Origin of the sequence: Halomonas gemina, assembly GCF_023554995.1 — a bacterium.
Taxonomy (GTDB): domain Bacteria; phylum Pseudomonadota; class Gammaproteobacteria; order Pseudomonadales; family Halomonadaceae; genus Halomonas; species Halomonas gemina.
In genome coordinates this window covers 118,542-142,071 of the sequence record NZ_JAMJPK010000008.1, presented here as the reverse complement: position 1 = coordinate 142,071, position 23,530 = coordinate 118,542, and the positions used below count along the sequence as shown (strand labels likewise).

The 23,530-nt window shown below is 67.6% G+C and carries 19 protein-coding genes and 1 pseudogene; 11 read left to right on the top strand and 9 right to left on the bottom strand.

Annotation, left to right across the window (positions count from 1 at the left end):
* Positions 1-128: 128 nt before the first annotated feature.
* A pseudogene (locus tag M8009_RS16875) lies at positions 129-350 on the top strand (integrase core domain-containing protein); the annotation flags it as partial.
* Positions 351-1,293: 943 nt separating this feature from the next.
* Here M8009_RS16875 and M8009_RS16870 read toward each other — a convergent pair.
* Positions 1,294-2,079, bottom strand: a complete 786-nt coding sequence (locus M8009_RS16870) for a glutamate synthase-related protein (RefSeq protein WP_250063373.1) — start codon at positions 2,077-2,079, stop codon at positions 1,294-1,296.
* A gap of 130 nt (positions 2,080-2,209) precedes the next feature.
* Here M8009_RS16870 and M8009_RS16865 point away from each other — a divergent pair, with 130 nt between their 5' ends.
* Both M8009_RS16865 and M8009_RS16860 read left to right on the top strand, forming a co-directional pair.
* Positions 2,210-3,922 (top strand): VRR-NUC domain-containing protein, encoded by a 1,713-nt coding sequence (locus M8009_RS16865; protein WP_250063371.1) that lies wholly within the window; start codon positions 2,210-2,212, stop codon positions 3,920-3,922.
* Entirely contained in the window at positions 3,919-6,240 is a 2,322-nt protein-coding gene (locus tag M8009_RS16860) for an ATP-dependent DNA helicase (RefSeq protein WP_250063369.1), read from the top strand. Before M8009_RS16865 ends, M8009_RS16860 begins: the two co-directional genes overlap by 4 nt.
* Before the next feature lie 7 nt (positions 6,241-6,247).
* Here the strand turns inward: M8009_RS16860 and M8009_RS16855 are convergent, their stop codons facing one another.
* On the bottom strand, positions 6,248-8,065 hold the full coding sequence (locus M8009_RS16855) for a monovalent cation:proton antiporter-2 (CPA2) family protein (protein WP_250063367.1): 1,818 nt from the start codon (positions 8,063-8,065) through the stop codon (positions 6,248-6,250).
* Between the two features lie 140 nt (positions 8,066-8,205).
* Here M8009_RS16855 and M8009_RS16850 point away from each other — a divergent pair, with 140 nt between their 5' ends.
* Positions 8,206-8,871, top strand: a complete 666-nt coding sequence (locus tag M8009_RS16850; protein WP_250063365.1) for a cupin domain-containing protein — start codon at positions 8,206-8,208, stop codon at positions 8,869-8,871.
* Positions 8,872-8,991: 120 nt separating this feature from the next.
* A complete protein-coding gene (locus M8009_RS16845) occupies positions 8,992-9,171 on the top strand; it encodes a PLDc N-terminal domain-containing protein (protein WP_250063363.1) in 180 nt (59 codons plus the stop codon).
* An 81-nt stretch (positions 9,172-9,252) separates the two neighbouring features.
* Here M8009_RS16845 and M8009_RS16840 read toward each other — a convergent pair whose 3' ends face one another.
* The 3 genes from M8009_RS16840 to M8009_RS19145 are packed head-to-tail and all read right to left on the bottom strand — an operon-like array spanning position 9,253 to position 10,228.
* Entirely contained in the window at positions 9,253-9,846 is a 594-nt protein-coding gene (locus M8009_RS16840) for a DNA polymerase ligase N-terminal domain-containing protein (RefSeq protein ID WP_250063361.1), read from the bottom strand.
* Positions 9,847-9,877: 31 nt separating this feature from the next.
* Positions 9,878-10,093, bottom strand: coding sequence for a DUF3565 domain-containing protein (locus M8009_RS16835; RefSeq protein ID WP_250063359.1), 216 nt, complete (start codon positions 10,091-10,093; stop codon positions 9,878-9,880).
* A 9-nt stretch (positions 10,094-10,102) separates the two neighbouring features.
* Positions 10,103-10,228, bottom strand: coding sequence for a hypothetical protein (locus M8009_RS19145; RefSeq protein ID WP_284047877.1), 126 nt, complete (start codon positions 10,226-10,228; stop codon positions 10,103-10,105).
* Between the two features lie 210 nt (positions 10,229-10,438).
* Here M8009_RS19145 and M8009_RS19345 point away from each other — a divergent pair, with 210 nt between their 5' ends.
* Together M8009_RS19345 and M8009_RS16830 are read left to right on the top strand one after the other, a co-directional pair.
* Positions 10,439-10,543 carry a rhomboid family intramembrane serine protease gene (locus tag M8009_RS19345; protein WP_430886923.1) on the top strand — a complete coding sequence of 35 codons (105 nt, stop codon included), beginning with the start codon at positions 10,439-10,441 and terminating at the stop codon, positions 10,541-10,543.
* Positions 10,544-11,222: 679 nt separating this feature from the next.
* Positions 11,223-11,645 (top strand): hypothetical protein, encoded by a 423-nt coding sequence (locus M8009_RS16830; RefSeq protein ID WP_250063357.1) that lies wholly within the window; start codon positions 11,223-11,225, stop codon positions 11,643-11,645.
* 230 nt (positions 11,646-11,875) lie between these two features.
* On the opposite strand, the gene M8009_RS16825 is transcribed toward M8009_RS16830, so the two are convergent.
* The 3 genes from M8009_RS16825 to M8009_RS16815 form a co-directional block, all read right to left on the bottom strand.
* Positions 11,876-12,205 carry a hypothetical protein gene (locus M8009_RS16825; protein WP_250063349.1) on the bottom strand — a complete coding sequence of 110 codons (330 nt, stop codon included), beginning with the start codon at positions 12,203-12,205 and terminating at the stop codon, positions 11,876-11,878.
* Between the two features lie 96 nt (positions 12,206-12,301).
* The gene (locus M8009_RS16820) at positions 12,302-13,552 is read right to left on the bottom strand and encodes a ribonucleotide-diphosphate reductase subunit beta (RefSeq protein ID WP_250063347.1); all 1,251 of its coding nucleotides are present in this window, start codon (positions 13,550-13,552) and stop codon (positions 12,302-12,304) included.
* Positions 13,553-13,733: 181 nt separating this feature from the next.
* Entirely contained in the window at positions 13,734-16,634 is a 2,901-nt protein-coding gene (locus M8009_RS16815) for a ribonucleoside-diphosphate reductase subunit alpha (RefSeq protein WP_250063345.1), read from the bottom strand.
* A gap of 361 nt (positions 16,635-16,995) precedes the next feature.
* Between M8009_RS16815 and M8009_RS16810 the strand changes: the two genes are divergently transcribed.
* The gene (locus M8009_RS16810; RefSeq protein WP_250063343.1) at positions 16,996-17,709 is read left to right on the top strand and encodes a winged helix-turn-helix domain-containing protein; all 714 of its coding nucleotides are present in this window, start codon (positions 16,996-16,998) and stop codon (positions 17,707-17,709) included.
* Between the two features lie 3 nt (positions 17,710-17,712).
* Positions 17,713-19,329 (top strand): ATP-binding protein, encoded by a 1,617-nt coding sequence (locus M8009_RS16805; protein ID WP_250063341.1) that lies wholly within the window; start codon positions 17,713-17,715, stop codon positions 19,327-19,329.
* Here M8009_RS16805 and M8009_RS16800 read toward each other — a convergent pair.
* Positions 19,316-20,230, bottom strand: coding sequence for a LysR family transcriptional regulator (locus tag M8009_RS16800; protein ID WP_250063339.1), 915 nt, complete (start codon positions 20,228-20,230; stop codon positions 19,316-19,318). The genes M8009_RS16805 and M8009_RS16800 overlap by 14 nt on opposite strands.
* Positions 20,231-20,333: 103 nt before the next feature.
* Between M8009_RS16800 and metE the strand changes: the two genes are divergently transcribed.
* Together metE and M8009_RS16790 are read left to right on the top strand one after the other, a co-directional pair.
* On the top strand, positions 20,334-22,640 hold the full coding sequence (gene metE, locus M8009_RS16795) for a 5-methyltetrahydropteroyltriglutamate--homocysteine S-methyltransferase (RefSeq protein WP_250063337.1): 2,307 nt from the start codon (positions 20,334-20,336) through the stop codon (positions 22,638-22,640).
* A gap of 91 nt (positions 22,641-22,731) precedes the next feature.
* Complete coding sequence (locus M8009_RS16790) at positions 22,732-23,493, top strand: COG3650 family protein (protein WP_250063335.1); 762 nt, start codon at positions 22,732-22,734, stop codon at positions 23,491-23,493.
* Positions 23,494-23,530 lie beyond the last annotated feature (37 nt).

The window sequence follows — 23,530 nt, the reverse complement described above, 5'->3', positions numbered from 1 at the left end:
AGGTCGTTAGGGTTTCACCCATGGCGAGTGGTCCTCTTGAATCGTGTTCTGCCAGGAACATCTTGATTCTACAAGAGAAAACCACTCGCCATCTTCATTTTCAGCCCTGCCTCATGAATAAGCCGGGATACAGCCCGCACACCAACGGCAAGGCGGAGCGATTCATCCAGATAGCGCTACGGGAGTGGGCCTATGCTCGGTCATACGCAAGTTCGGAAGAGCGCGGCAGGCACTTGCCTGCCTGGCTCCATCAATACAACTGGCATCGGCCGCATGCCAGTCTGGATTACCACTCTCCGGTTAGCCGGCTGGGCCTTTCCGTGAACAACTTGGTGGGTTTACACAACTAGTGTCTTTAGCCTAGTCATTTAACATAGCGTTAGGGCGGGAAGTCACTACGTGACCTGATGGCGGTGTCCGACATCACTGAGCGAGGAACGGTGCTTTCTGGGCAATACAATTCTGGAAACCAGCGATAACCATCCCTGTAGTCACTGACTCGTTAGTGTACTGATACACTAGGTTGTCTCGAGGGCTTGTGAACTCTCTCTTGCTAAATAATATCGCAGTTCTATTTTTAGGAATGAACATCCGATGAGAGGTAGATGTTAAATTATCGTATTCCCAAGGTTGTAGTGGTTCGAATGTCGAATCGAGATCTGTTTTTTCATCGGCAGTATTTCTAAAGTCTCTTTTCCATCTCATCTCATCTCATTGAGTGTGTTATGTAAATATTTCTCTACAAGCTTATTATTTCTATTGGTAATCTTGATGATAGTCCTTTCAGCATCATTAGCTAGAGATAAATAATCTAGATCAAACCCTAACTAAACACCTTTGCCAGCTAGGTGTATAACATCATCTTTTGATTGTTCGACAAAATTCGACGTGTCAAAGTGTTCGATTCTTAAGCTTCTTTTTCTAAGCGCCCCACCTGGAAGGTTTTCGTGTACAAACAAAAATCGATATATGATGTCCCAATCGCCAAAAGTCAGTATCACCCACTGCTGCTGGGCAAGATCAGGCATTCTGGATCGTAGTGGCGTGAACTACCGGTGTGCGATGGTCCGTGGAAGAAACTCTATGACCTTTTCAACCAGTAACGCGATGAGGTCATCTTCGAGGCCACCTTGGCCCGGCTACAGCTGAGACGCGAGAGGATCGGAGTGCGCAGACAAAGAAGGGGGCTCTTGGGAATTACTGATTACCGATACAGGTATCGTTTATTGTCAGTATTTCATGTGTACGTACTGACGTCGTGATTAGCGGATATAAGCCTTTAATTACAATAGTTTATATCGTGTCAACACCCCGAGTCTTTCGGTGTGTGGCCCCCTGGGAGAGCTTGACCTCGATCATCTTGACCTCGGGGCGGGCGGCGTTCTCAACGAACGTGTTTGAGTCGAAGTTGCCCTCGTGGTCGCGACATCCGAAATAGCCGGAGCCGATCTCCCACACCAGGTCGCCGCCCTGCAGATGGTGGCGAGAGATGCCGCCCTCGCCGGTATCGTGGTAGAAGCCGCCGCGCCGGGCCCCAAGATTCAGGGCCTCGATGGCGTTGCCGGATAGCGCGCCGAAGCTCATGGCGGAGATATTGAGCAGGTTGACGCGATAGGGTTGGCGGCGCTCGCTGCCAACCTCCACCGCAAGGCTGGCCGGGTCTGGCTGCGCGGGCGACAGCGACGGGTTGATCCATTCGTAGCCCTCCGCGTACATGTCCAGTACCGAGCCGAAGGGCTTCTTGTCGAGGATATTCTTGGCACGCTGGTAGACGGCACTGCGCTGTTCGCGGGAAAAGGGGCGCTCCTCGGTATCCGACTGCACGAAGTATTGGCGGATCTCGGGGCCGATGCCCTCCATGCAGTAGCGGAAATGGGCAAGGATCGGATAGTTGCGACGCAAGGTCCGGGACCGCTGCCTGAGGTCCCAGGTGCCCAGGCTGACCAGGGCGGCGAACGGCAGCACGGGCCAGAAGGGCGCACCCATAGCCCAGGCGGGAAGGGTGACGACAAGCCCCAGCAGGCTCGCGATGAAGGCGCTGTAGCGAAGCGGAATGGGTCGGGGAGCACGAATTGCCATCGGAAACTCCGGATTAGGTCGGCCGTCGGCGGACGCCCGGTATTGGCCACGTCGGTATGGGTCGGTCGACGGGACACTTCCTTACAGCTCCGCCACTTCCCTCGTCCCGGCCAGCTGATACCATGGATGCATGAACAGTACTCCTGCCGCCGCGCCGGTCACCGCGCCCCTGGACGATCCGCGCTACTACCTGGCGAACTTCCGCTTCGTGCTGGCGTGGGTGGCCGAACGCCACGGTGACCTGCTGGACGCGGCCGAGCACGACTTCCTGGCGGCGTTCGCCGTCCTGCCCGAGGCGTCGCAGGCGCTGCTGGTGCGCATGGTGATGCGCAAGGGCGAGCACTTTCGCACCTCGCGACTTCGCTATCCCGAGATCGGCGACACCGAGGCGGCGCTAGCGCCCCTGGTGGCGTCGGGGCTGGTCGAGGCCGCCCCCGAGCTCGGCCTCGAGGCGCTCTTCCGCCAGCTGCGCCTTCCCGAACTGCGCCGTGCCCTGGCCGGCGAGATCGCCGCCGCGGGGCTCCCCGCGGCCACCGGCAAGGCGGCGCTGCTCGAGGTGCTGGCGCCGCGGCTCACCGAGCCTCGCCGGCTCGCTGACTGGTGGCCCGCGGCGCCGGACCGGGTCGTGCGCCTCGCCGTGATGGCGACCTGCGACCGGCTGCGGCTGATGTTCTTCGGAAACCTGCGCCAGGACTGGGCCGAGTTCGTGCTCACCGAGCTCGGTCTGCAGCGCTTCGAGCGCGTGGCAATCACCCCCGACTCCCGGGCCTTCCGGCGCCGCACGGAGGTGGACGCCTACCTGGCCCTGCATCGCCTGCGCGAGCGCCTGGAGGCAGGTGAGGCGGTATCGGCACTGTGTGCCGAGCTGCCCGCGCCGCTGGTCGACAACGCCTGGCTGGCGGCGCGGCATCGGCGGCTCTGCGTGGCGCTGGGCCGCCAGGCGGAGCGTGAAGGGCAGGGCGAACCGGCCCTTGCTCTCTATGCCCAGGCCGGCTGGCCGGAGGGGGATCTGCCCGGCAGCGTCGAGGCGCGCATCCGTCACCTGCGTCTGCTTGAGCGCCGCGGGGCGCACGCCGCGGCCCTGGCCCTGGCCGAGCCACTGATGAAGGCCCCGGCCAGCGAAGAGGAGGCCCAGGCGCTGGGACGGCTGGTGCCGCGGCTGTGTCGCCGGCTGGGGCTGTCCCCGCCGGCGTCCCGGCGTGAGCCGGCCCCGCGACAGTGGACCCTGACCCTGCCGCCCGGCCCGGTGGAGGCCGCGGTGTGCGATCACCTGCATCGCGATGCGGCGCCGGTGCACTACGTGGAGAACAGCCTGTTCACCGGGCTCTTCGGCCTGCTTTGCTGGGAGGCGCTCTTCGCGCCGCTGCCCGGGGCCTTCTTCCACCCCTTTCACCACGGCCCGGCGGATCTCTACCGCGAGGACTTCGTGGCCCGCCGCCGCGCCCGTTTCGAGACCTGCCTGGCCCGGCTTGAGACGGGCGAGTATCGCGAGGCGATCCGCGCCACCTGGCAAGAGAAGCACGGCCTGGCCTCGCCCTTCGTGCACTGGGGAGCGCTCGACGAGGCACTGCTCGAACGGGCGCTGGACTGCCTTCCGGCCGCCCACCTGCGTGCCTGCTTCGAGCGGCTGCTCGGTGACCTCAAGGCCAACCGGGCCGGCCTGCCGGACCTGATCCAGTTCCTTCCCGAGGCCCCGCAGGATGAGCCGCGCTACCGGCTGATCGAGGTGAAGGGGCCGGGCGATCGGCTGCAGGACAACCAGCGGCGCTGGCTGGCCTTCTTCCATGCACGGGAGATCCCCGCCGCGGTCTGCCATGTGCGCTGGGCGGGGGACGGCGCATGAGCGAGGGGGCGGGCTATCGGGTGGCGGTGCGTGCGCTGTGCGACTTCACCGCCCGGGAGGGGGACCTGGACCACCGCTTCACCCCGGCCCCCAGCGCCAGGGAGGGCATCGCGGGCCATGCCCGGGTGGCGAAACGGCGCGGCGAGGGCTACGAGGCCGAGCTGCCGCTCTCCGCCTCCTTCGAGGGGCTCCGGGTGGCCGGCCGCGCCGACGGCTTCGACCCGTCGGCCAACCGCCTGGAGGAGGTCAAGACCCATCGCGGCCGTCTGGAGCGCATGGCTGACAACCAGCGGGCCCTGCACTGGGCCCAGGTCAGCGTCTATGGCGCGCTGCTGTGTGCCGAGCGTGGCCTCGCCTCGCTGACCCTGGCGCTGGTCTACCTGGACATCACCACCGGCCGCGAGACCGTGCTGACCCGCGAGGCGAGCGCTGCCGAGCTTCAGGCCTTCTTCGCGGTCCAGTGCCGACGCTTTCTGGCCTGGGCGGCGCAGGAGGCCCGGCATCGCGAGCGGCGCGATGAGGCGCTCGGCGAGCTTACCTTTCCCCACCACGCCTTCCGTCCCGGCCAGCGCGACCTGGCGGAGAGCGTCTACAAGGCCGCCAGCACCGGCCGCTGCCTGCTGGTCCAGGCGCCTACCGGCATCGGCAAGACCCTCGGCACCCTCTTCCCGCTGCTCAAGGCCATGCCCCGCCAGGGGCTCGACCGCCTAGCCTTCCTGACCATGAAGACCCCGGGGCGCCGGCTGGCGCTGGATGCTCTGGCGGTCCTCGGTGCCGGGAAGGAGGCCGCCGGAAGCCCAGACGCCGGCAGCCCGGATGCCATGCCCGCCCCGCTGCGGGTGCTGGAGCTCACCGCCCGGGAGAAGGCCTGCGAGTATCCCGACCGGGCCTGCCATGGCGAGGCCTGCCCGCTGGCAGCAGGCTTCTACGACCGGCTGCCGGCGGCGCGCCAGGCCGCCGTGGCACGTGGCTGGCTGGACCGCGAGGCGCTGCGCGAGGTAGCCCTCGACCACGGCCTCTGCCCCTACTATCTGGGGCAGGAGCTGGCGCGCTGGTGCGACGTGGTGGTCGGCGACGTCAACCACTGGTTCGATGCCAATGCCCTGCTGCACGGCCTCGCCCGGGCCAACGGCTGGCGCCTGGGCCTGCTGGTGGACGAGGCCCATAACCTGGTGGAGCGGGCCCGGGGCATGTACAGCGCCGAGCTTGACCAGCGCCGTCTCGCCCGCCTGCGCCGTGAGGCGCCCGGGGCCCTGCAGCGGCCCCTGGGGCGGCTGGCCCGGCAGTGGCAGGCGTTGGTCCGGGAGGCGGGCATGAGCGAGGCCGGCGAGCCGGGCCGGCCGGCCTACCGGGTGCTCGACGACCTGCCCGGCGGGCTGGTCGCGGCCCTGCAGGGCGTCGCCGGCGCCATCACCGAGCATCTCGGCGAGCACCCCGACCAGGCCACCCTTGCGCTCCAGGAGCTGCTCTTCGAGGCGCTGGCCTTTACCCGCCTGGCGGAGTCCTTCGGCGACCACTCGCTGTGCGACCTGGCTCGCCACGGCCGTGGTCGGGCCGTGCTGGGGCTGCGCAATCTGGTGCCGGCGGACTTCCTGGCGCCGCGCTTTGCGGCGGCGCAGTCTGCCGTGCTCTTCTCGGCGACCCTGAGTCCCGCCCACTATCATCGGGACCTGCTGGGCCTGCCGTCGGCCACGGTGTGGCAGGAGGTCGCCTCGCCGTTCGCCGCCGAGCAGCTCGAAGTGCGCATCCGTGCCGACATCTCCACCCGGCTGCGCGATCGGGAGGCGTCACTGGCGCCCATCGTCGCCGAACTGGCCGGCCAGTACCGCCGCCGGCCGGGCCACTACCTGGCCTTCTTCAGCAGCTTCGCCTACCTGGAGGCGGCCCTGGCACGCTTGCAGGAGGCCCACCCGGAGATTCCCGTGCGTGCCCAGACCCGCGGCATGCGCGAGGAGGCCCGCGACGCCTTCCTGGCCGGCTTCGCGCCAGGCGGGATGGGGATCGGCTTCGCGGTGCTGGGCGGGGCCTTCGCCGAGGGCATCGACCTGCCCGGCGAGCGGCTGGTCGGCGCCTTCATCGCCACCCTGGGCCTGCCGCCTTTCGACCCCTTCAACGAGGCCCTCAAGGCGCGCCTGGCGGCGCGCTTCGGTCAAGGCGACGACTACGCCTACCGCATCCCGGGGCTGATCAAGGTGGTGCAGGCGGCGGGCCGGGTGATCCGGGGGCCCGACGACGAGGGCACGGTGGTGCTGATGGACGACCGCTTCGCACGCCGCGAGATACGGGGCCGGCTGCCGGGGTGGTGGGCCATCGAATGATGGCGCCTCAGCGCGGCTCCTCCGGGATCTCCTCCACCCGGGTGGCGATCTCCTCGTCGTCCTCGTAGAGCGTCTCGAGTTCCCGGGCGGCCTCCTGGATGGTCTGGATCTGCTGCTGCTCGTTGCCGAACACCTCGAGCTGGCGCAGCAGCGCCTGCTCGTCGTGGGGTCGGAAGGTATCGATGGTGTGCTGGGCCTGCTCTCGGGGGATGCCCAGGCCGATCAGGGCGTCGCGGGTCAGCTCCAGGCTGGCGGGCAGCAGTTCGCGCACGATATGGGTGATTCCGGCGCGCATCAGCAGGTGGGCATGGTGACGGTTGCGCGCCCGGGCATAGAGCTGAAGATGGGGAAACTGGCGCCGCACCTGGCCGACGATGCGCATCGAGGCTTCGGGGTCACCCACCGCCACCACCAGCACCCGGGCCCGGTCGGCGCCGGCGGCCTTGAGCAGGTCGATGCGCGAGGCATCGCCGTAGTAGACCTTGTTGCCATAGCGGCGCACCACCTCGACTTGGTCGGCGTTGATGTCGAGCACCGTGTAGGGGATCTTCAGCCCCTGCAGGGCGCGCCCCATGATCTGCCCGAAGCGGCCGAACCCGGCGATGATGATCTGCGGGGCATCGTCGGGCAGGGTGTCGTAGGCGCGCTTCGGCCGGGGGCGGGTGAAGAGGCGGCGCAGGCCGCGCACATGCAGCTGGAAGAGCAGTGGGGTGGTCGCCATGGAGAGCGATATCACGAGAATCAGCAGGCTGACCAGCGACGGGTCGAGCAGGGCGGCCGTGGCCGCCGCGGAGAGCAGCACGAAGCCGAACTCGCCGCCCTGGGAGAGCAGCACCCCCAGGTTGCCGGCATCCTTCCAGCCGGTGCCGTGGACCCTGGCAGCGACCAGCATGGCCAGTGCCTTGAGCAGCACCAGCCCCAGGGTCAGGCCGAGCACGACCAGCGGCATCTCGCCGATCAGGCGGATATCGGCCGTCATGCCCACCGCCATGAAGAAGAGCCCCAGCAGCAGGCCGCGGTAGGGCTCGATATCGGCCTCGATGTTGTGGCGGTACTTCGAATCGGCGAGCAGCACGCCGGCGATGAACGCCCCCAGCGCCATGGAGAGCCCGGCCAGCTCCATCAGCAGGGCGGCGCCGATCACCACCAGCAGCACCGTGCCTGCAAACACCTCGCGGCTGCGGGTCGCTGCTGCATAGTGGAACAGCGGCCGCAGCAGGTAGCGGCCGCCGACGATCAGCCCGAGGAAGGCGCCGACGGCAACCAGCACCCCCTCGAGCAGGGGTATCAGGCCATCGGCCAGCAGGCTATCCGCGGCCAGCATGGGGATGATCACCAGCACCGGGATGGCCGCCAGGTCCTGGAACAGCAGCAGGGCGAAGGCATTGCGGCCGTGGCGGGTCTGCAGCTCCTTGCGCTCGCCGAGCAGCTGCAGCACCAGCGGCGTGGAGCAGAGCCCCAGGCTGAAGCCCACCACCAGCGCCGCGGCGGGAGAGAGCCCCAGCCACCAGGCCGCCAGCGAGAGCAGGGCCGTGGTGATGGCCACCTGCAGGCTGCCGAAGCCGAACACCGCCTTGCGCATCACGCGCAGGCGCGAGGGCTTGAGCTCCAGTCCGATCACGAACAGCAGGAAGACGATGCCGACCTGGGAGAACTGCAGCACCGCCTCGGCATCGGCCACCAGGGCCAGGGCCGAGGGGCCGATGACCACCCCCGCGGCCAGGTAGCCCAGCACCTCGCCGAGCCCCAGGCGCTTGAAGACCGGCACGATCAGCACCGCCGCGGTGAGGAAGATCAGCGCATTGAGCAGCAGGTCGATGGCCAAGGGCGACTCCTTGCGAATGGCGGTGGGGAGCCCCATGCTAACCGATGGAGGCCACGCGGTGGTCATGCAAGCGTCGGGCCAGGTCAGCGGCTCGGCATCGAGAGGCCCTGTCCCGGAGCCCCTGTCAGTAGGAGGGCATCATGCGACTCAATGCCGACTTCAGTCGCCGTGCGGTAATCACTCCCGACCAGTACCGCTGGGTGGAATCCCCTACCCCGGGGGTGGAGCGGATGATGCTCGACCGGGTCGGCGACGAGGTGGCCCGGGCCACCTCCCTGGTGCGCTATGCGCCCGACAGTACCTTCCCGACCCATGAGCATGGCGGGGGCGAGGAGATCCTGGTGCTGGAGGGCGAGTTCGCCGACGAGCATGGCCGCTACCCCGCGGGCCACTACCTGCGCAACCCCATCGGCACCGCCCATGCCCCGCGGGTGGGCGCTCAGGGGGCGCTGATCTTCGTCAAGCTGCACCAGTTCTCGCCGGACGACACCCAGCAGAAGGTCATCGACACCCGCGCCGAGCCCTGGCGGCCCGGGCTCGTCGACGGGCTCGAGGTGTTGCCGCTGCACGACTTCGAGGGCGAGCACGTGGCGCTGGTGCGCTGGGCCCCCAACACCCGCTTCCAGACCCATGCCCACTGGGGCGGCGAGGAGATCCTGGTCCTCGAGGGCACCTTCCATGACGAGCATGGGGCCTATCCCGCCGGCAGCTGGCTGCGCAGCCCCCATCGCAGCCAGCACACGCCCTTCACGCGGGAGGACGGCGCGCTGATCTACGTCAAGGTCGGGCACCTGCTGCCCGAATGAGCGCCTTGCCCGTAACCCATGCTGACAAATCGCTACCGGCCGCGATTGTGCGTTTCGCGGCCGCTGTGCTACCTCTAAGGGCGGCACTTCGCCAAATGGAAACCGACAAGGAGATGTCGCATGGGTATCGAAGTAGGCGGCCTGCTGGGCCTGATCTGGCTGATCATCGTCATCTGGGCCGTCGTCAAGGTGGCCAAGAGCCCGGCCAGCGGGCTCTCCAAGCTGATCTGGATCCTGGTACTGCTGTTCTTCCCACTGATCGGGTTGATCATCTGGTTCCTGTTCGGGCCCAAGGGATAGCGATTCCCCGGCCTTCCTCCCTCCGCATCGGCGGGCGCCTCGCGGTCCATCCGGGCCGCGGGCGTCGCGGACTCTCCGGGCTCAGGACTGGTCCCGGCCCGCCTCGCGGGTGATCCTCTCCAGGGTGCGCTCCGACACCACGGACGCGGGTTCGGTGGACGTGGGGTTACGTCGCGCATCGGCGGCCTCGTCCTCCATCTTCACCAGCAGCCAGCCCTCCCCCTGCCCCAGGTGAGTGCGTATCAGCGCATAGCCCCCGCGCAGTTTCTCCCCTTCCAGCCACACGGTGGCATGGCCGTCTTCGAGCTGCTCGGCGATCGAGGCGTGGTCCGCGAGGTTGCGGTAGTGGCCGCGATCCCAGATCAGCACGGTTCCGGCGCCGTATTCGCCCTCGGGGATCACGCCCTCGAAGTCGGCATAGGCCAGGGGATGATCCTCGGTGGGGATCGCCAGGCGCTTGACCCGCGGGTCGGTGGAGGGGCCCTTGGGCACGGCCCAGGACCTTAGCACGCCATCGACCTCGAGGCGGACATCGTAGTGCAGGGTGGAGGCGGCATGCTGCTGGATGACGAAGCGCGGTCGGTCACTCTCCCGGCCATCTTCCATGGGCTCGGGGGTACGGCGTGGGTCACGCTTCTCGCGGTAGCGTGTCGGGGTGTCGCGGGATGCGGCCATGGGGCATCTCCGGGTGGTGGCTATCCCCAGTCTAGTCGCTGCGCGGGTTGTCACGGGGCTCGCCACGATCACACTTTACGCACTCGAGGGCGAGGCCGAGACGGGAGCGCCGACCGGCCTCGCTGGTCACCCAGGGACGCTCGGTCCAAGGCGGCTGATGGCGGACGTGCTGGTTATGGCCGCAGGCGAGTTCCGCGACCCAGTGGCCCTCCTCGTCGAGGTGGTAGCCGATGATGGGCTGCTGCATGGCGGGAGGCTATCGCCGGGGCGGCGGGGCCTTGTAATGGCCGGGTATCGTCACCCGCTCGCCGTTGGGCAGGTCGCGGACGTGGGCGGGTACGAAGACCCGCGTGATCACGCTTCTGGCCTTGCGCTCGGTCATGGGGGAGCCCTCCGTGTCGTCCCTGGATGCCTCACCCCCACATTAGCGCTCCTGGCCCTCGGCAATCAATGCCGGCTCGGTGCCCCGCCCGCCGCATCGTCCTGGCTCCGGGCGGCGTGGCTCAATGGCGCCTCGGCCCTTCAGCGGGACGCGCGCTGCCCTGGTGCAGCCGGGTGAAGCGGACTGGCGGGCGAGTTCCATCTCTGGCAGTTGCTGCGCTATGCCTTCCTCCCCGGAAGCTTCTTTCATCTTTTCATCAACATGTTCGTGCTGTGGATGTTCGGCAGTCCCCTGAAGCGCGACTGGGGCAGCTAGCGCTTCGCCGTCTACTATTTCCTGTGCGTGCTGGGGGCGAGTTGGGTCTGGCCTTGGTAACATTCCTGATGAGGCAGCAGAGTAACCTTTTCTCGTGAGGCAATACGAACGGCCAGAGTAATTGTTGCTCAATATTGCTGCTGATCCCGCCGATTCCCATGAAGGCCAAGTACTTCGTGATCGTCATCGGCCTCGTAGAGCTATGGTCCGGTATAGCAGGCACCCGCTAGAGTGTGGCGCATTTCGCCCACCTGGCGGGGATGGTGGTGGGACTTTTCCTGATGCTGAGCTGGCGGTAGCAGCCGCCTTCCCGGCGGGGGTGCGGAGCATCTTCCCGATCCGGTTGGGACCAAGCGCAACTGGCCCCCCTGAGCTAGGGTGAGAAGTATCTACCAGCCACCTTCATGTCCTTCGGCAACTCAGCAGGATGGATGGGCCGCAAGGCGGGGGAGGGGGCATGAATGTCCGCCGGTAATCGCTGGGTAAATCTCCCATTGGCGGATCGACAAGGCCGGGAGATGAGCAAAGCAAAGCTAGGAAGGCGCTACCGAGTGACTTGGGCTTGTGGCGTGAAAGATTGACCGTGAGGAGAATCTCCCGTCGTCAAGGAACGAAGACTGCGTCGTCCGTACAGCCACTGACGCGCTTTCTCAAGTCTGACAACTAAGGAGGAAAGGGCATGATGACCGCGAGGACCTGGATCGGGACACTGCTGGTTTCCGTTCTTGTGGCAACTGCCGGCACAGCGTCGGCCTCGGAACAAGAGGTCGCCCTGCAAGCCGGGGCGACACAGCTTACATCTGATGAAATTGCCGAACTGATCGTTAGCAAGACGGTGACCGCGAAATCGGGAGACAATCGGTTCCTGTTTCACTATAGCGAGGATAACGTACTGTCCGGAAAAATGATCGATGGCGACTGGTCCGATACCGGCTATTACGGTATCACCGACGATGACCGCGTTTGCCTCTCGATGACCAACGACCAAGGGCGCCTGCGTTGCCTTACACTGTTGAAAGCTGAGGATACGGTGAAAAAATACAACTCCGACGGCGACATGACCTTCGAGCTACTGGAGTTCCAGGAAGGCAATCAGCTGTAGCCCCTGTTGCCGGCCCCTCTCGACATCCCGATGATAGAGAGGGGCTCCTGTATTCGGTATCACCTCACGGCTGCCGGTTCCTGTCCACTTTTTAGAGTCCTTCCTGCAAGTGCGTCTTTTCCAATCTCTGCTTTGCCCAACGTGGGCGCAGACCGAGACTGCCAAGCGCTGGGCTCTCGACGATCTGGCTGCTGGCACTGGTTCCGGCCAGAGGTCCCGGGCGGGGTGGCTCAATGGCGCCTCGGCGCGGCAGCGGGACGCGCGCTGCCCTGGGGCAGCCGGGTGAAGCGCACCGGCGGGCTGTACTTCTCGCCGTCGGGGGCGTGCTCGGGGGCCGGCCGTACCCGCCAGCCCCGCGAGGTCGCCCACTCCTTGAGCTCCCGGTAGTCGAGCAGCGGATAGTCCCGCGAGTAGGGGTTGGGGGATGACGACGGAAAGGCGAAGGCCACATGGGGATAGCGGGCCAGGGCGTCTTCGCTGTCATGGGCGCTGAGCGCCTGGTCCAGGGCGGACTGCCACGCCCGGGAGTCGCGACGTGCTACGGCTTGGGTTACATGCATCGGATTGCCCTCCGGTGTTGTGCCTGTTGTTGCCGGGCCATGAAAAACGCCCCGCCCGGCAGGGCCGGACAGGGCGTCATCATATTCCCATTCTGTTCAATCCCAGCTCAGTGCGCCGCCCACCTGGTACTCGGTGACGCGGGTCTCGAAGAAGTTCTTCTCCTTGCGCAGGTCGATGATCTCGCTCATCCACGGGAAGGGGTTCTGCGCGCCGGGGAACTGCTCCTTGAGGCCGATCTGCGCCAGGCGGCGGTTGCAGATGAAGTGCAGGTACTCCTCCATGATCGCCGCGTTCATGCCCAGCACGCCGCGGGGCATGGTGTCCCGGGCATAGGCGATCTCCAGCTCGGTGCCCTCGAGGATCATCTGGGTGCATTCGTCCTGGAACTCGGGCGTCCACAGCTGGGGGTTCTCGATCTTGATCTGGTTGATCATGTCCACGCCGAAGTTCAGGTGCATGGACTCGTCGCGCAGGATGTACTGGAACTGCTCGGCCACCCCGGTCATCTTGTTGCGCCGGCCCATGGAGAGGATCTGGCTGAAGCCGCAGTAGAAGAAGATGCCCTCGGTGACGCAGTAGAAGGCGATCAGGTTGCGCAGCAGCTCCTGGTCGGTCTCGGTGGTGCCGGTGTTGAAGTCCGGGCGCGCCAGCGACTGGGTGTGCTTGAGGCTCCAGGCGGACTTGGCGGCCACCGAGGGCACCTCGCGGTACATGTTGAAGACCTCGCCCTCGTCCATGCCCAACGACTCCACGCAGTACTGGTAGGCGTGGGTGTGGATCGCCTCCTCGAAGGCCTGGCGCAGCAGGTACTGGCGGCACTCGGGGTTGGTGATCAGGCGGTAGAGCGCCAGCACCAGGTTGTTGGCCACCAGCGAGTCCGCCGTTGAGAAGTAGCCCAGGCTGCGCTCGACGATGCGACGCTCGTCCGCGGTGAGGCCCTCGGCGCTCTTCCACAGGGCGATGTCGGCGTTCATGTTCACTTCCTGGGGCATCCAGTGGTTGGCGCTGCCGTCCAGGTACTTCTGCCAGGCCCACTCGTACTTGAAGGGCACCAGCTGATTGAGGTCGGCGCGGGCATTGATCATCTGCTTGTCGTCGACCTCGATGCGCGCCGCGCCCATCTCCAGCTCCTCGAGGCCGGCGGCCACGTCGAGCTCGTCGAGTGACTTGCGCGCCCGTGCCAGGCGATCCTCGTCGGCCGCAACGTAGCGACCGGCACTCTCTTTCACGGCCGCTTCGCGCGCGGGCTCAGCTTTGGGCTCGGCGGCGGGCTGAGGCGCGGGAGCCGGCTTGGGTTGCTCGGCGACCGTGGTCTCGTCTTCGTGGAACTCGTCCCAATTAAGCATCGTTTCTCTCCCGGTGGTGGTCCGGATGATGTGGCGGACGCGCTCGGCGCCTCGGCCAGGATTGGTGGTTGACGCGAGGGAGGGCAAAGCCTTCCCTCTCTTGCTTGGCGCTTGGCGCTTGGCGCTTGGCGCTTGGCGCTTGGCGCTTGGCGCTTGGTGCTTGGCGCTTGGCGCTTGGCGCTTATTGACAGGCCTCGCAGCCCAGCTCGTCGATCTCGCCGGCGCTCGGTGCGCGCTGGCCGCCCTTGCCCTGCAGGAAGTCCTCGACGCCGCGCGGCTCGAGGCGAGGAGGCTCGGCGGCCGGCTCGGGGCTGGCCGAAGGCGCCGGTGCACCATTGCTCACCGCATTGAGGGTGCCGCGGTCGACGGTGGACTTCTCCACCGAGGTCGCGCCCAGGGCGCGCAGGTAGTAGGTGGTCTTGAGGCCGCGGAACCAGGCCATGCGGTAGGTCACGTCGAGCTTCTTGCCGGAGACCCCCTTGATGTAGAGGTTCAGCGACTGCGCCTGGTCGATCCACTTCTGGCGGCGGGCGGCGGCCTCCACCAGCCACTTGGGCTCCACCTCGAAGGCGGTGGCGTACTTGGCCTTGAGGTCGTCCGGGATGCGGTCGATGGGCTGGGCCGAGCCGTCGTAGTACTTGAGGTCGTTGATCATCACCTCGTCCCACAGCCCGCGCGCCTTGAGGTCGTTGACCATGGGCGCGTTGACCACCGTAAACTCGCCGGAGAGGTTCGACTTCACGTAGAGGTTCTGGTAGGTCGGTTCGATGGACTGGGTCACGCCACAGATGTTGGAGATGGTGGCGGTCGGAGCGATGGCCATCACGTTGGAGTTGCGCATGCCCTGGCCGGCGATCTTGTCGCGTAGCCGGTCCCAGTCCTGGGTGACGCTCTCGTCGAGCTCGATGTACTTCTCGCCGCGCTCGGTCTTGAGCTTCTGGATGGAGTCGATGGGCAGGATGCCCTGGCTCCACAGCGAGCCCTCGAAGCTCTGGTACTGGCCGCGCTCGGCGGCCAGGTCACTGGAGGCCTCGATGGCGTGATAGCTGACCAGCTCCATGGAGCGGTCGGCGAACTCGACGGCCGCGTCACTGGCGTAGGCGATGTCCTGGGCGTAGAGGGCGTCCTGGAAGCCCATGATGCCGAGCCCCACCGGACGGTGCTTGGCGTTCGAGTGGCTGGCCTGGGGCACCGCGTAGTAGTTGATGTCGATGACGTTGTCGAGCATGCGCAGCGCGGTGCGCACGGTCTTCCTCAGCTTCTCGCCGTCGAGTTCGCCGTCGACCACGTGCTGGGCCAGGTTGACCGACCCCAGGTTGCACACCGCGATCTCGTCGGCCGAGGTGTTGAGGGTGATCTCGGTGCAGAGGTTGGAGCTGTGCACCACGCCGGCGTGCTGCTGGGGGCTTCGCAGGTTGCACGGGTCCTTGAAGGTGATCCAGGGGTGGCCGGTCTCGAACAGCATCGAGAGCATCCTGCGCCACAGGTCCTTGGCGCGGACGCGCTTGTAGAGCTTGAGCTCCCCCGTGCGGGTCATCGCCTCGTACTCCTCGTAGCGCTGCTCGAAGGCCGCGCCGTAGAGGTCATGGAGGTCCGGGCAGGTGGCCGGGGAGAAGAGCGTCCACTCGCCGTCATCGAAGACCCGCTTCATGAACAGGTCGGGCACCCAGTTGGCGGTGTTCATGTCGTGGGTGCGGCGGCGGTCGTCGCCGGTGTTCTTGCGCAGCTCCAGGAACTCCTCGATATCGAGGTGCCAGGTCTCGAGGTAGGCGCAGACCGCCCCCTTGCGCTTGCCGCCCTGGTTGACCGCCACGGCGGTGTCGTTGACCACCTTGAGGAAGGGGACGACGCCCTGGGACTTGCCGTTGGTGCCCTTGATCCAGGAGCCGAGCGCGCGCACCGGCGTCCAGTCGTTGCCCAGGCCCCCGGCCCACTTGGAGAGCAGGGCGTTGTCGCGGATGGCGCTGTAGATGCCGTCGAGCTCGTCGGGCACGGTGGTCAGGTAACAGCTGGAGAGCTGGCTGCGCACGGTACCGGCGTTGAACAGGGTCGGCGTGGAGGCCATGTAGTCGAAGCTCGAGAGCAGCTCGTAGAACTCGATGGCCCGCGCCTCGCGGTCGTCCTCGCTCAGTGCCAGGCCCATGGCGACCCGCATGAACATCACCTGGGGCAGCTCGTAGCGTACCTCGTCGCGGTGGATGAAGTAGCGGTCGTAGAGGGTCTGCAGGCCCAGGTAGGTGAAGGCGTTGTCGCGATGGTGGTCCAGCGCCTCGCCCAGGCGCTCGAGGTCGAACTCGGCAAGCCTGGGGTCGAGCTGCTCGAACTCGATGCCCCTGGCGATATAGGCCTTGAAGGCCGGCGCGTAGAGCTCGGCCATCTCGCCGTAGGTGGCCTCGTCGGCGATGCCCAGGAAGGAGAGCGCCTCGCGGCGCAGGTTGTCCTGCAGCAGCCGGGCGGTGACGTAGGTGTAGTCGGGGTCCTTCTCCACCAGGGTGCGGGCGGTCATCATCAGCGCCTGGGAGACGCCGTCCACGGTCACGCCGTCGTAGAGGTTCTTCAGCGAGTCGTCGACGATCTTCTGGGTCTCGACGTTGGCCAGCCCCTCGCAGGCGTCCGACACCAGGGTCTCGATGCGGCCCAGGTCCAGCGGGCGGGTGGTTCCGTCGGCGAGGGTCACGTTGAGGCTGGGGTGCGGCTTGACGATGTCGCCACCGGCCGCGGCCCGCGCCCGGGCGTGAGCCTCGCGGTAGAGCACGTAGGCGCGGGCCACCCGCTGCTCGCCGGCGCGCATCAGCGCCAGCTCGACCTGGTCCTGGATGTCCTCGATGTGCATGGTGCCGCCGTCGGGCATGCGGCGCAGGAAGGTCTGCTCGATGCTCTCGGTGGACTGGCGGACGAAGTCGCGCACCCGCGAGGAGGTGGCGGCATTGTCGCCCTCCACGGCGATGAAGGCCTTGCTCATGGCGACGGCGATCTTGTCGGCGTCGAAGGGCATGACATCGCCATTGCGCTTGATGACGCGCAGGGCCTTGGGTGCGGTGACGGAAACGGACGGCTCGTCCGGTGTGGCAATGGTATCCATGGCGCCGGGGGTCCCTGACTGGTGAGTCGAATGGTCGAAGGCCGCCTCTCGGGCGACGGTTGACAGGCATGCTGCCGGTTGCTAAGGCACATGATGTAGTGTTCCTGTCGGATCGAGACACAAGATAGTGTGCTTTTCGGCCCCCATCAAGTGGATAACCTGTGGATCGGCTGTGGCCATCCGTGGGGCAGAATGGCGCCCGTCGCCAGGCCCCGCCGTTGGGCCACGGAGACACCCGCTGTCGCCGTGTGGAGACGGGAAGGCGGAATGCCGGATTTCGGGTATCCTTTAGCTATTGGCGTTGGCTCCCGACAGCGGGAGCCCCGCGACCGCTCACCTGCCCGCCGGGATGGAACAGAGGATGGACGACAGCTTGCAAGCCCAGGAACAGGATCATGTGCTGATCATCGAGGATGACGAGCGGCTGGCCGGCCTGACCCGCGATTACCTTGAGGCCAACGGCTTCCGGGTCACGGTGGAGGCCGACGGCGCCCGCGGGGTGGAGCGGATCCTCTCCCTGCAGCCGGACCTGGTGATCCTCGACCTGATGCTGCCGGGCGAGGATGGCCTGTCGATCTGCCGCCGGGTGCGCAGCGAGTACCCCGGCCCGATCATGATGCTCACCGCGCGCACCGACGACATGGACCAGGTGCTGGGCCTGGAGATGGGCGCCGACGACTACGTGCCCAAGCCGGTGCAGCCGCGGGTGCTGCTGGCACGCATGCGCGCCCTGCTGCGGCGTGCCGAGCCGACCGAGGTCGGCGAGGAGACCCGACTGACCTTCGCCGACCTGGTGATCGACAACGCTACCCGCGAGGCCTGGCTGGACGGCGAGCGCATCGACCTGACCAGTGCCGAGTTCGACCTGCTCTGGCTGCTGGCCAGCAACGCCGGCCGGGTGCTGACCCGCGAGGAGATCTTCGACCGCCTGCGCGGCATCAGGTACGACGGTCAGGATCGCTCCATCGACGTGCGTGTCTCGCGCATTCGTCCCAAGATCGGCGACGATCCCAACCAGCCGCACCGCATCAAGACGGTGCGCAGCAAGGGCTACCTCTTCGTCAGGGACGGCTGAACCATGCGTCGGACCCTGGCCGACAGCACCTTCCTGCGCGTCTATGTCCTGCTGGCGCTGGCGCTGCTGCTGACCTTCGGCCTGGCCCTGCTGGGGCTGGCCATGGTCGACCAGGTGCGCCGCGAACACTATCGCGAGCAGCTGGTCGAGCCGCCGATGCGGGTGCTGACCGCCTGGGTCGACTCGCTGCCCGAGTCCGGGCGCGAGGCGTGGTTGGCAAGCCGCTCAGAACAGCTCGACATGACCCTGCGGCTGGTGTCGGTCGATGATCTTTCCCTGAACTACTTCTCCCGCTCGCGCCTCGAGCGTGGCCGTGTGCTGGTCATGCCTCGGGGCGAGCATGGCTGGCGCCTGCAGCGCCTGCTGCCCGGTGGCGAGCGGCTGCTGGAGGTCGACGTGGCGAGCCTCAGCGAGCAGCAGCTGCGCGGGCTCACCGAGCTGCTCGCCGAGTGGCTCGCCCAGCTGTCTGGCGACGCGCGCCGGGCCCAGCTGGAGCGGGTCGCCGGTGACGGCATTCCGCTGCAGCTGAGCGACTCCCCGCCCGAGGGGCTGGATACCCGCCAGCTGGCGCGGCTGGCCGAGGGTGAGGTGGTGATCCGCCTGCTGCCGGGGCGCTGGTCCATGGCGATGTACCGCCTGATGCCCGGCAGCGACCCGCAGACCCGCTGGCTGGCCATCGGCCCGGTGAAGGCCTTCGAGCCGCTGCCGGTCTCGCTGCAGCTGCTGCTGCTGGTGCTGCTGCTCGGCGTGCTGGCGGCGATCATCTACCTGATCGTGCGCGGGGTGGAGGCGCGCATGGCGCGGCTGGAGCTGGCGGCCACGCGAATCGCCGGCGGGCGCCTGGATACCCGCGTCAAGGTGGAAAGCGGCGACTTCCTGGGGCGGCTGGGAATGGCCTTCAACGGCATGGCCGCCCAGGTGCAGTCGCTGCTGCGTGCCCAGCAGGACATGATCCGCGCCGTCTCCCACGAGCTGCGCACGCCGGTGGCGCGCATCCGCTTCGCGGTGCAGATGGTCGAGGACATGACCGACGATCCGGCGATCCGTCGGCAGCTGGAGGGCGTCGATGGCGACATCACCGAGCTCGACGAGTTGATCGACGAGATCCTCACCTATGCCCGGCTGGGCAGCGAGACGGCCAACGGTGCCGAGTTCGAGACCTCGCTGGTCGACTGCCGCGCCATGGCCGAGCGGGTCATCGAGGCGCTGCGGCCGCTGCATCGCGACATCCGCATCGAACTGGACGAGGGGCCGGAGGTGGAGGTGCAGGCGGAGCCCCGCTACCTGCAGCGGGCGCTGCAGAACCTGGTGGCCAATGCCTGCCGTCACGCCCGCAGCCGGGTGGTGATCCGCCTGCAGAGCGAACCCCGGCTGGTGCGCTTGGACGTGGAGGACGATGGCCCCGGCATCCCCGCGGCGGCGCGCACCGAGGTCTTCAAGCCCTTCGCCCGCCTGGACGACAGCCGCACCCGCCGCTCCGGCGGCTACGGCCTGGGGCTCTCCATCGTGCAGAAGGTCATGGCCTGGCACGGCGGCAGCGTGATGGTGGATGTCAGCGCCGCGCTTGGCGGGGCGCGCTTCACCCTGCTGCTGCCGCGGCGCAACGCTACGCCGGCCTGATCCCCTCCAGCACCGCGAAGGAGGTCTCCCGGGCGGTGCGCAGGAAGTCCTCCATCCAGGGCGCGCCGCGGGTCTCCTCGCGGATCGCCGCGAACAGCGTGCTCCACACCCCCTTCTCGCCCAGGGCCACGGCCTTGACGTAGTCGCGCTCCAGGTACTCGGTGAGCGCCCAGTTGGGCAGCGCGCAGACGCCGCGTCCGCTGGCCACCAGCTGCATCATCATGATCGTCAGCTCGGCGGTGCGTACCTCCTTCGGCCGCACCCCGGCGGGATCGAGGAACTGGGTGAAGACGTCCAGCCGGGAATGTTCCACCGGGTAGGTGATCAGGGTCTCCTCGGCCAGCTCCGCGGGCGTGACGAAGGGGCGACCCGCCAGGGGGTGCTGGCGGGCCACCGCCAGCAGGCCCTCGTAGCGGAACAGCGGTTCGTAGTGGATGCCGGGCAGCGGCTGAGGGTCGGCGGTGATCACCAGGTCGAGCTGCTCGCGGGCCAGCGCCGGCAGGGGGTCGAAGTGGTGGCCGCCGGGGATGTCGATCTCCACCTCCGGCCAGTGGTCGCGGAAGTGGTCGATGGTGGGCATCAGCCACTGGAAGCAGCTATGGCACTCGATGGCCATGTGCAGCCGCCCCCGCTCGTTGCCGGCCAGCCGGGCCAGGTCGCGCTCCGCCATGCGCACCAGCGGCAGGACCTGCTCGGCCAGGGTCAGCAGGCGCGTGCCGGCCCGGGTGAACTCCACCGGCCGGCTCTTGCGCAGGAACAGCGGGCTGCCCAGGCGCTCCTCCAGGTCCTTGATCTGGTGGGAGAGGGCCGACTGGGTCAGGTGCACGCGTTCGGCGGCCTCCACCAGGGAGCCGGCATCGCGCAGGGCGACCAGGGTGCGCAGGTGACGGAGTTCGAGCATTCGAGTGAGCCTGATTCATCTTCAAGATTAGGAAGTTTAGTTTGATTCACTCCCCCTGGCCAGCGAGACTTCCCGGCATCATTCATGCAGAAAGGACGTCATCATGACGCTGGCTCATGTTATCGGCTATCCGCGCATCGGCGCGGATCGCGAACTGAAGCGCGCCACCGAGGCCTACTGGCAGGGCGACATCGACCAGCAGGCCCTGGAGGCCATCGGGCGCGACCTGCGCCTGGCGAACTGGGCGGCCCAGCGCGAGGCCGGACTCGACCTGGTCACGGTGGGGGACTTCGCCTTCTACGACCAGGTACTCGACGTCTCGGTGCTGCTGGGGGCGGTGCCGGCCCGTTTCGGTGCCGAGGAGGAGGTGGCGCGCGGTGAGGTGGCGCTGGACACCGCCTTCCGCATGGCCAGGGGGCGGGCTCCCAGCGGCGAGCCGGCCGCGGCCTGCGAGATGACCAAGTACTTCGATACCAACTATCACTACCTGGTCCCGGAACTGCGCCCGGGGCAGCGCTTCCGCCTGGCCAGCAGCCGGCTGTTCGACCAGGTGGATGAGGCCCGGAGCGCCGGCCACCCGGTCAAGGTGGCCTTGACCGGCCCGCTGACCTGGCTGTGGCTGGGCAAGGGGCGGAGCGATGCCGGCGACGACTTCGACCGGCTCGCGCTGCTCGACGGCGTCCTCGATGTCTACGTCGAGGTCCTGCAGCGGCTGGCCGGGCAGGGCGTCGAGTGGGTGCAGCTCGACGAGACGGCGCTGGTGCAGGACCTGCCCCTGGCCTGGCGGCAGGCCTTCGAGCGCGCCTACCATCGCCTGCAGGCGGCCCCCGTCAGGCTGCTGCTGGCGAGCTGTTTCGGTGGCCTGGGCGACAACCTCTCGCTGGCGGTGGGCCTGCCGGTGGAAGGCCTGCACATCGACGTGGTGCGTGCCCCGGCACAGCTGGAGGCGGTGCTGGACCGCCTGCTGCCCCACAAGGTGCTTTCGGTGGGGGCCATCGACGGGCGCAACGTCTGGCGGGCCGACCTGGCCCTGCTGCGCGAACGCCTGGCCACGGCGCGCATGCGCCTGGGCGAGCGGCTATGGATCGCCACCAGCTGCTCGCTGCTGCACGTGCCGGTGGACCTGGCCGCGGAAACCACGCTGGATGCCGAACTCGGCAGCTGGCTGGCCTTCGCCCGACAGAAGCTCGACGAGACGGCCGCCCTGGCGCGCCTGCTGGACGGCCGCGCCACCGCCGCAGAGCGCGACCGCGTGGAGGCCGCCAGCCGGGCCCTGCAGTCGCGTCGCGAGGCGCCTCGCCTGCATCGCCCCGAGGTAGCCGAACGGATGGCCGGAATCACGGCGGCCGATATCAGGCGCCGGTCCCCCTTCGCCGAGCGTGCCGTGGCCCAGCAGCGCCATCTCGCGCTGCCGCTGTTCCCCACTACGACGATCGGCTCCTTCCCCCAGACGGCGGAGATCCGCGCCGACCGGCGCGCCTTCAAGGCCGGCGAGCTCTCGTGCGAGGCCTATGAGGCACGGATGCGCGAGGAGATCGCCCGGGTGGTGGCCCGCCAGGAAGCGCTGGGCATCGACATGCCGGTACACGGCGAGCCCGAGCGCAACGACATGGTCGAATACTTCGGCGAGCAGCTCGACGGCTATGCCTTCACGCGCTTCGGCTGGGTGCAGAGCTACGGGACGCGCTGCGTCAAGCCGCCGATCCTCTTCGGTGACGTGGTGCGCCCGGCGGCGATGACGGTGCGCTGGAGCGAGTACGCCCAGTCGCTCACCGCCAGGCCCATGAAGGGTATGCTCACCGGGCCGGTCACCCTGCTGCAGTGGTCCTTCGTGCGCGACGACCAGCCCCGCGAGACCACCTGCCGGCAGATCGCCCTGGCGCTGCGCGACGAGGTGGTCGACCTCGAGGCGGCCGGCATCCGCGCCATCCAGATCGACGAGCCGGCGCTGCGCGAAGGGCTGCCGCTGCGCCGTGCCGAGTGGCAGGGCTACCTCGACTGGGCGGTCGAGTGCTTCCGCCTGGCCGCGTCGGGCGTGCGCGACGAGACCCAGATCCACACCCACATGTGCTACTCGGAGTTCAACGACATCATCGAGTCGATTGCCGCCCTGGACGCCGATGTGATCACCATCGAGACCTCGCGCTCGGCCATGGAACTGCTCGATGCCTTCCAGGACTTCGCCTACCCCAATGCCATCGGGCCGGGGGTCTACGACATCCACTCGCCCAATATCCCCGAGGTGGCCTGGATGGTCGCGCTGATGGAGAAGGCCGCCGAGCGCATCCCAGTCGAGCGCCTCTGGGTGAACCCGGATTGCGGCCTCAAGACCCGCGGCTGGGCCGAGGTGGAGCCGGCCCTGGCCAACATGGTCGAGGCGGCCCGGGAGCTGAGGCGTCGTCACGGCTGACGCCCAGCGTTGAGCCGGGTGCCGGCGCGCAGGGGCAGGGCGGCTGGTATGCTGGGGCCCAAGGAATATCGTCGATACGCAAGGAGCCGCCATGTCTCGTCACACCGCTTCCGCCCGCCCCCTCGTCCTGTTGGGGGCGACCCTGTGGCTTGCCGGCTGCGCTGCCACCCCGGACGGGGCGGCGACCCGCCCCGAGGTCGCCGATCGCGGGGCCTCCCGCGACGGAAGTGCTACCCAGGCCCAGCCCTCCGCGCCGCTGATGCCTTCGCTCTTCTTCCCTGGCGATGCCGGGACGCTTACCGCCTGGCGCTGCACGCCGGCCCAGGACCTGGTCACCGCGGCGACCGAGGAGGAGCTGCGACTCTGGTCCGCCCATGGGGCCTACCGGATGCCGCCGGCGGTGGTGGCCAGCGGTGCCCGCTACCAGCAGGGCGAGCTGAGTTTCTGGAACAAGGGCGACGAGGCGGTGGTGGAGAGCGCCACCGGGCGGCTCGACTGCACCCGCGACCTGACCCAGAAGGTGCTCACCCGTCGCCAGCGGCCTGGCACCATGTTCCACGCCCGGGGCAACGAGCCGGGCTGGGTGGTCAACCTGGCCAGCGACCGGCCCCAGGCGACCCTGGTGCTGGACTACGGCGAGCGCGAGATGACCCTGCCCTACCGGGTGACGACCCTGGACAACGGCGAGGGGCGCATGATCCTGGCCAGCGGCCGGGCCGATACCCCCTTCGAGCTGCGCCTCGAGGCGCGCGCCTGCTTCGACAGCATGAGCGGTCAGCCCTTCCCGGCGCGGGTCACCCTGAGCATCGACGGCGAGCAGTATCGCGGCTGTGGTCAGGGCATCGCGCCCTGATAGCATTCCGCCCCGCGTGAATGCCGAACCATGCGCT

Excerpts from the sequence above, each read along its gene's own strand:
- M8009_RS16810 (WP_250063343.1), top strand. The coding sequence starts at position 16,996 with ATGGACGACAGCTTGCAAGCCCAGGAACAGGATCATGTGCTGATCATC.
- M8009_RS16825 (WP_250063349.1), bottom strand. The coding sequence starts at position 12,205 with ATGCATGTAACCCAAGCCGTAGCACGTCGCGACTCCCGGGCGTGGCAG.
- metE (WP_250063337.1), top strand. The coding sequence starts at position 20,334 with ATGACGCTGGCTCATGTTATCGGCTATCCGCGCATCGGCGCGGATCGC.
- M8009_RS16840 (WP_250063361.1), bottom strand. The coding sequence starts at position 9,846 with ATGGCCGCATCCCGCGACACCCCGACACGCTACCGCGAGAAGCGTGAC.
- M8009_RS16850 (WP_250063365.1), top strand. The coding sequence starts at position 8,206 with ATGCGACTCAATGCCGACTTCAGTCGCCGTGCGGTAATCACTCCCGAC.
- M8009_RS16830 (WP_250063357.1), top strand. The coding sequence starts at position 11,223 with ATGATGACCGCGAGGACCTGGATCGGGACACTGCTGGTTTCCGTTCTT.
- M8009_RS16835 (WP_250063359.1), bottom strand. The coding sequence starts at position 10,093 with ATGCAGCAGCCCATCATCGGCTACCACCTCGACGAGGAGGGCCACTGG.
- M8009_RS16845 (WP_250063363.1), top strand. The coding sequence starts at position 8,992 with ATGGGTATCGAAGTAGGCGGCCTGCTGGGCCTGATCTGGCTGATCATC.
- M8009_RS16820 (WP_250063347.1), bottom strand. The coding sequence starts at position 13,552 with ATGCTTAATTGGGACGAGTTCCACGAAGACGAGACCACGGTCGCCGAG.
- M8009_RS16800 (WP_250063339.1), bottom strand. The coding sequence starts at position 20,230 with ATGCTCGAACTCCGTCACCTGCGCACCCTGGTCGCCCTGCGCGATGCC.
- M8009_RS19145 (WP_284047877.1), bottom strand. The coding sequence starts at position 10,228 with ATGACCGAGCGCAAGGCCAGAAGCGTGATCACGCGGGTCTTCGTACCC.
- M8009_RS16815 (WP_250063345.1), bottom strand. The coding sequence starts at position 16,634 with ATGGATACCATTGCCACACCGGACGAGCCGTCCGTTTCCGTCACCGCA.
- M8009_RS16805 (WP_250063341.1), top strand. The coding sequence starts at position 17,713 with ATGCGTCGGACCCTGGCCGACAGCACCTTCCTGCGCGTCTATGTCCTG.
- M8009_RS16865 (WP_250063371.1), top strand. The coding sequence starts at position 2,210 with ATGAACAGTACTCCTGCCGCCGCGCCGGTCACCGCGCCCCTGGACGAT.
- M8009_RS16870 (WP_250063373.1), bottom strand. The coding sequence starts at position 2,079 with ATGGCAATTCGTGCTCCCCGACCCATTCCGCTTCGCTACAGCGCCTTC.
- M8009_RS16790 (WP_250063335.1), top strand. The coding sequence starts at position 22,732 with ATGTCTCGTCACACCGCTTCCGCCCGCCCCCTCGTCCTGTTGGGGGCG.
- M8009_RS16860 (WP_250063369.1), top strand. The coding sequence starts at position 3,919 with ATGAGCGAGGGGGCGGGCTATCGGGTGGCGGTGCGTGCGCTGTGCGAC.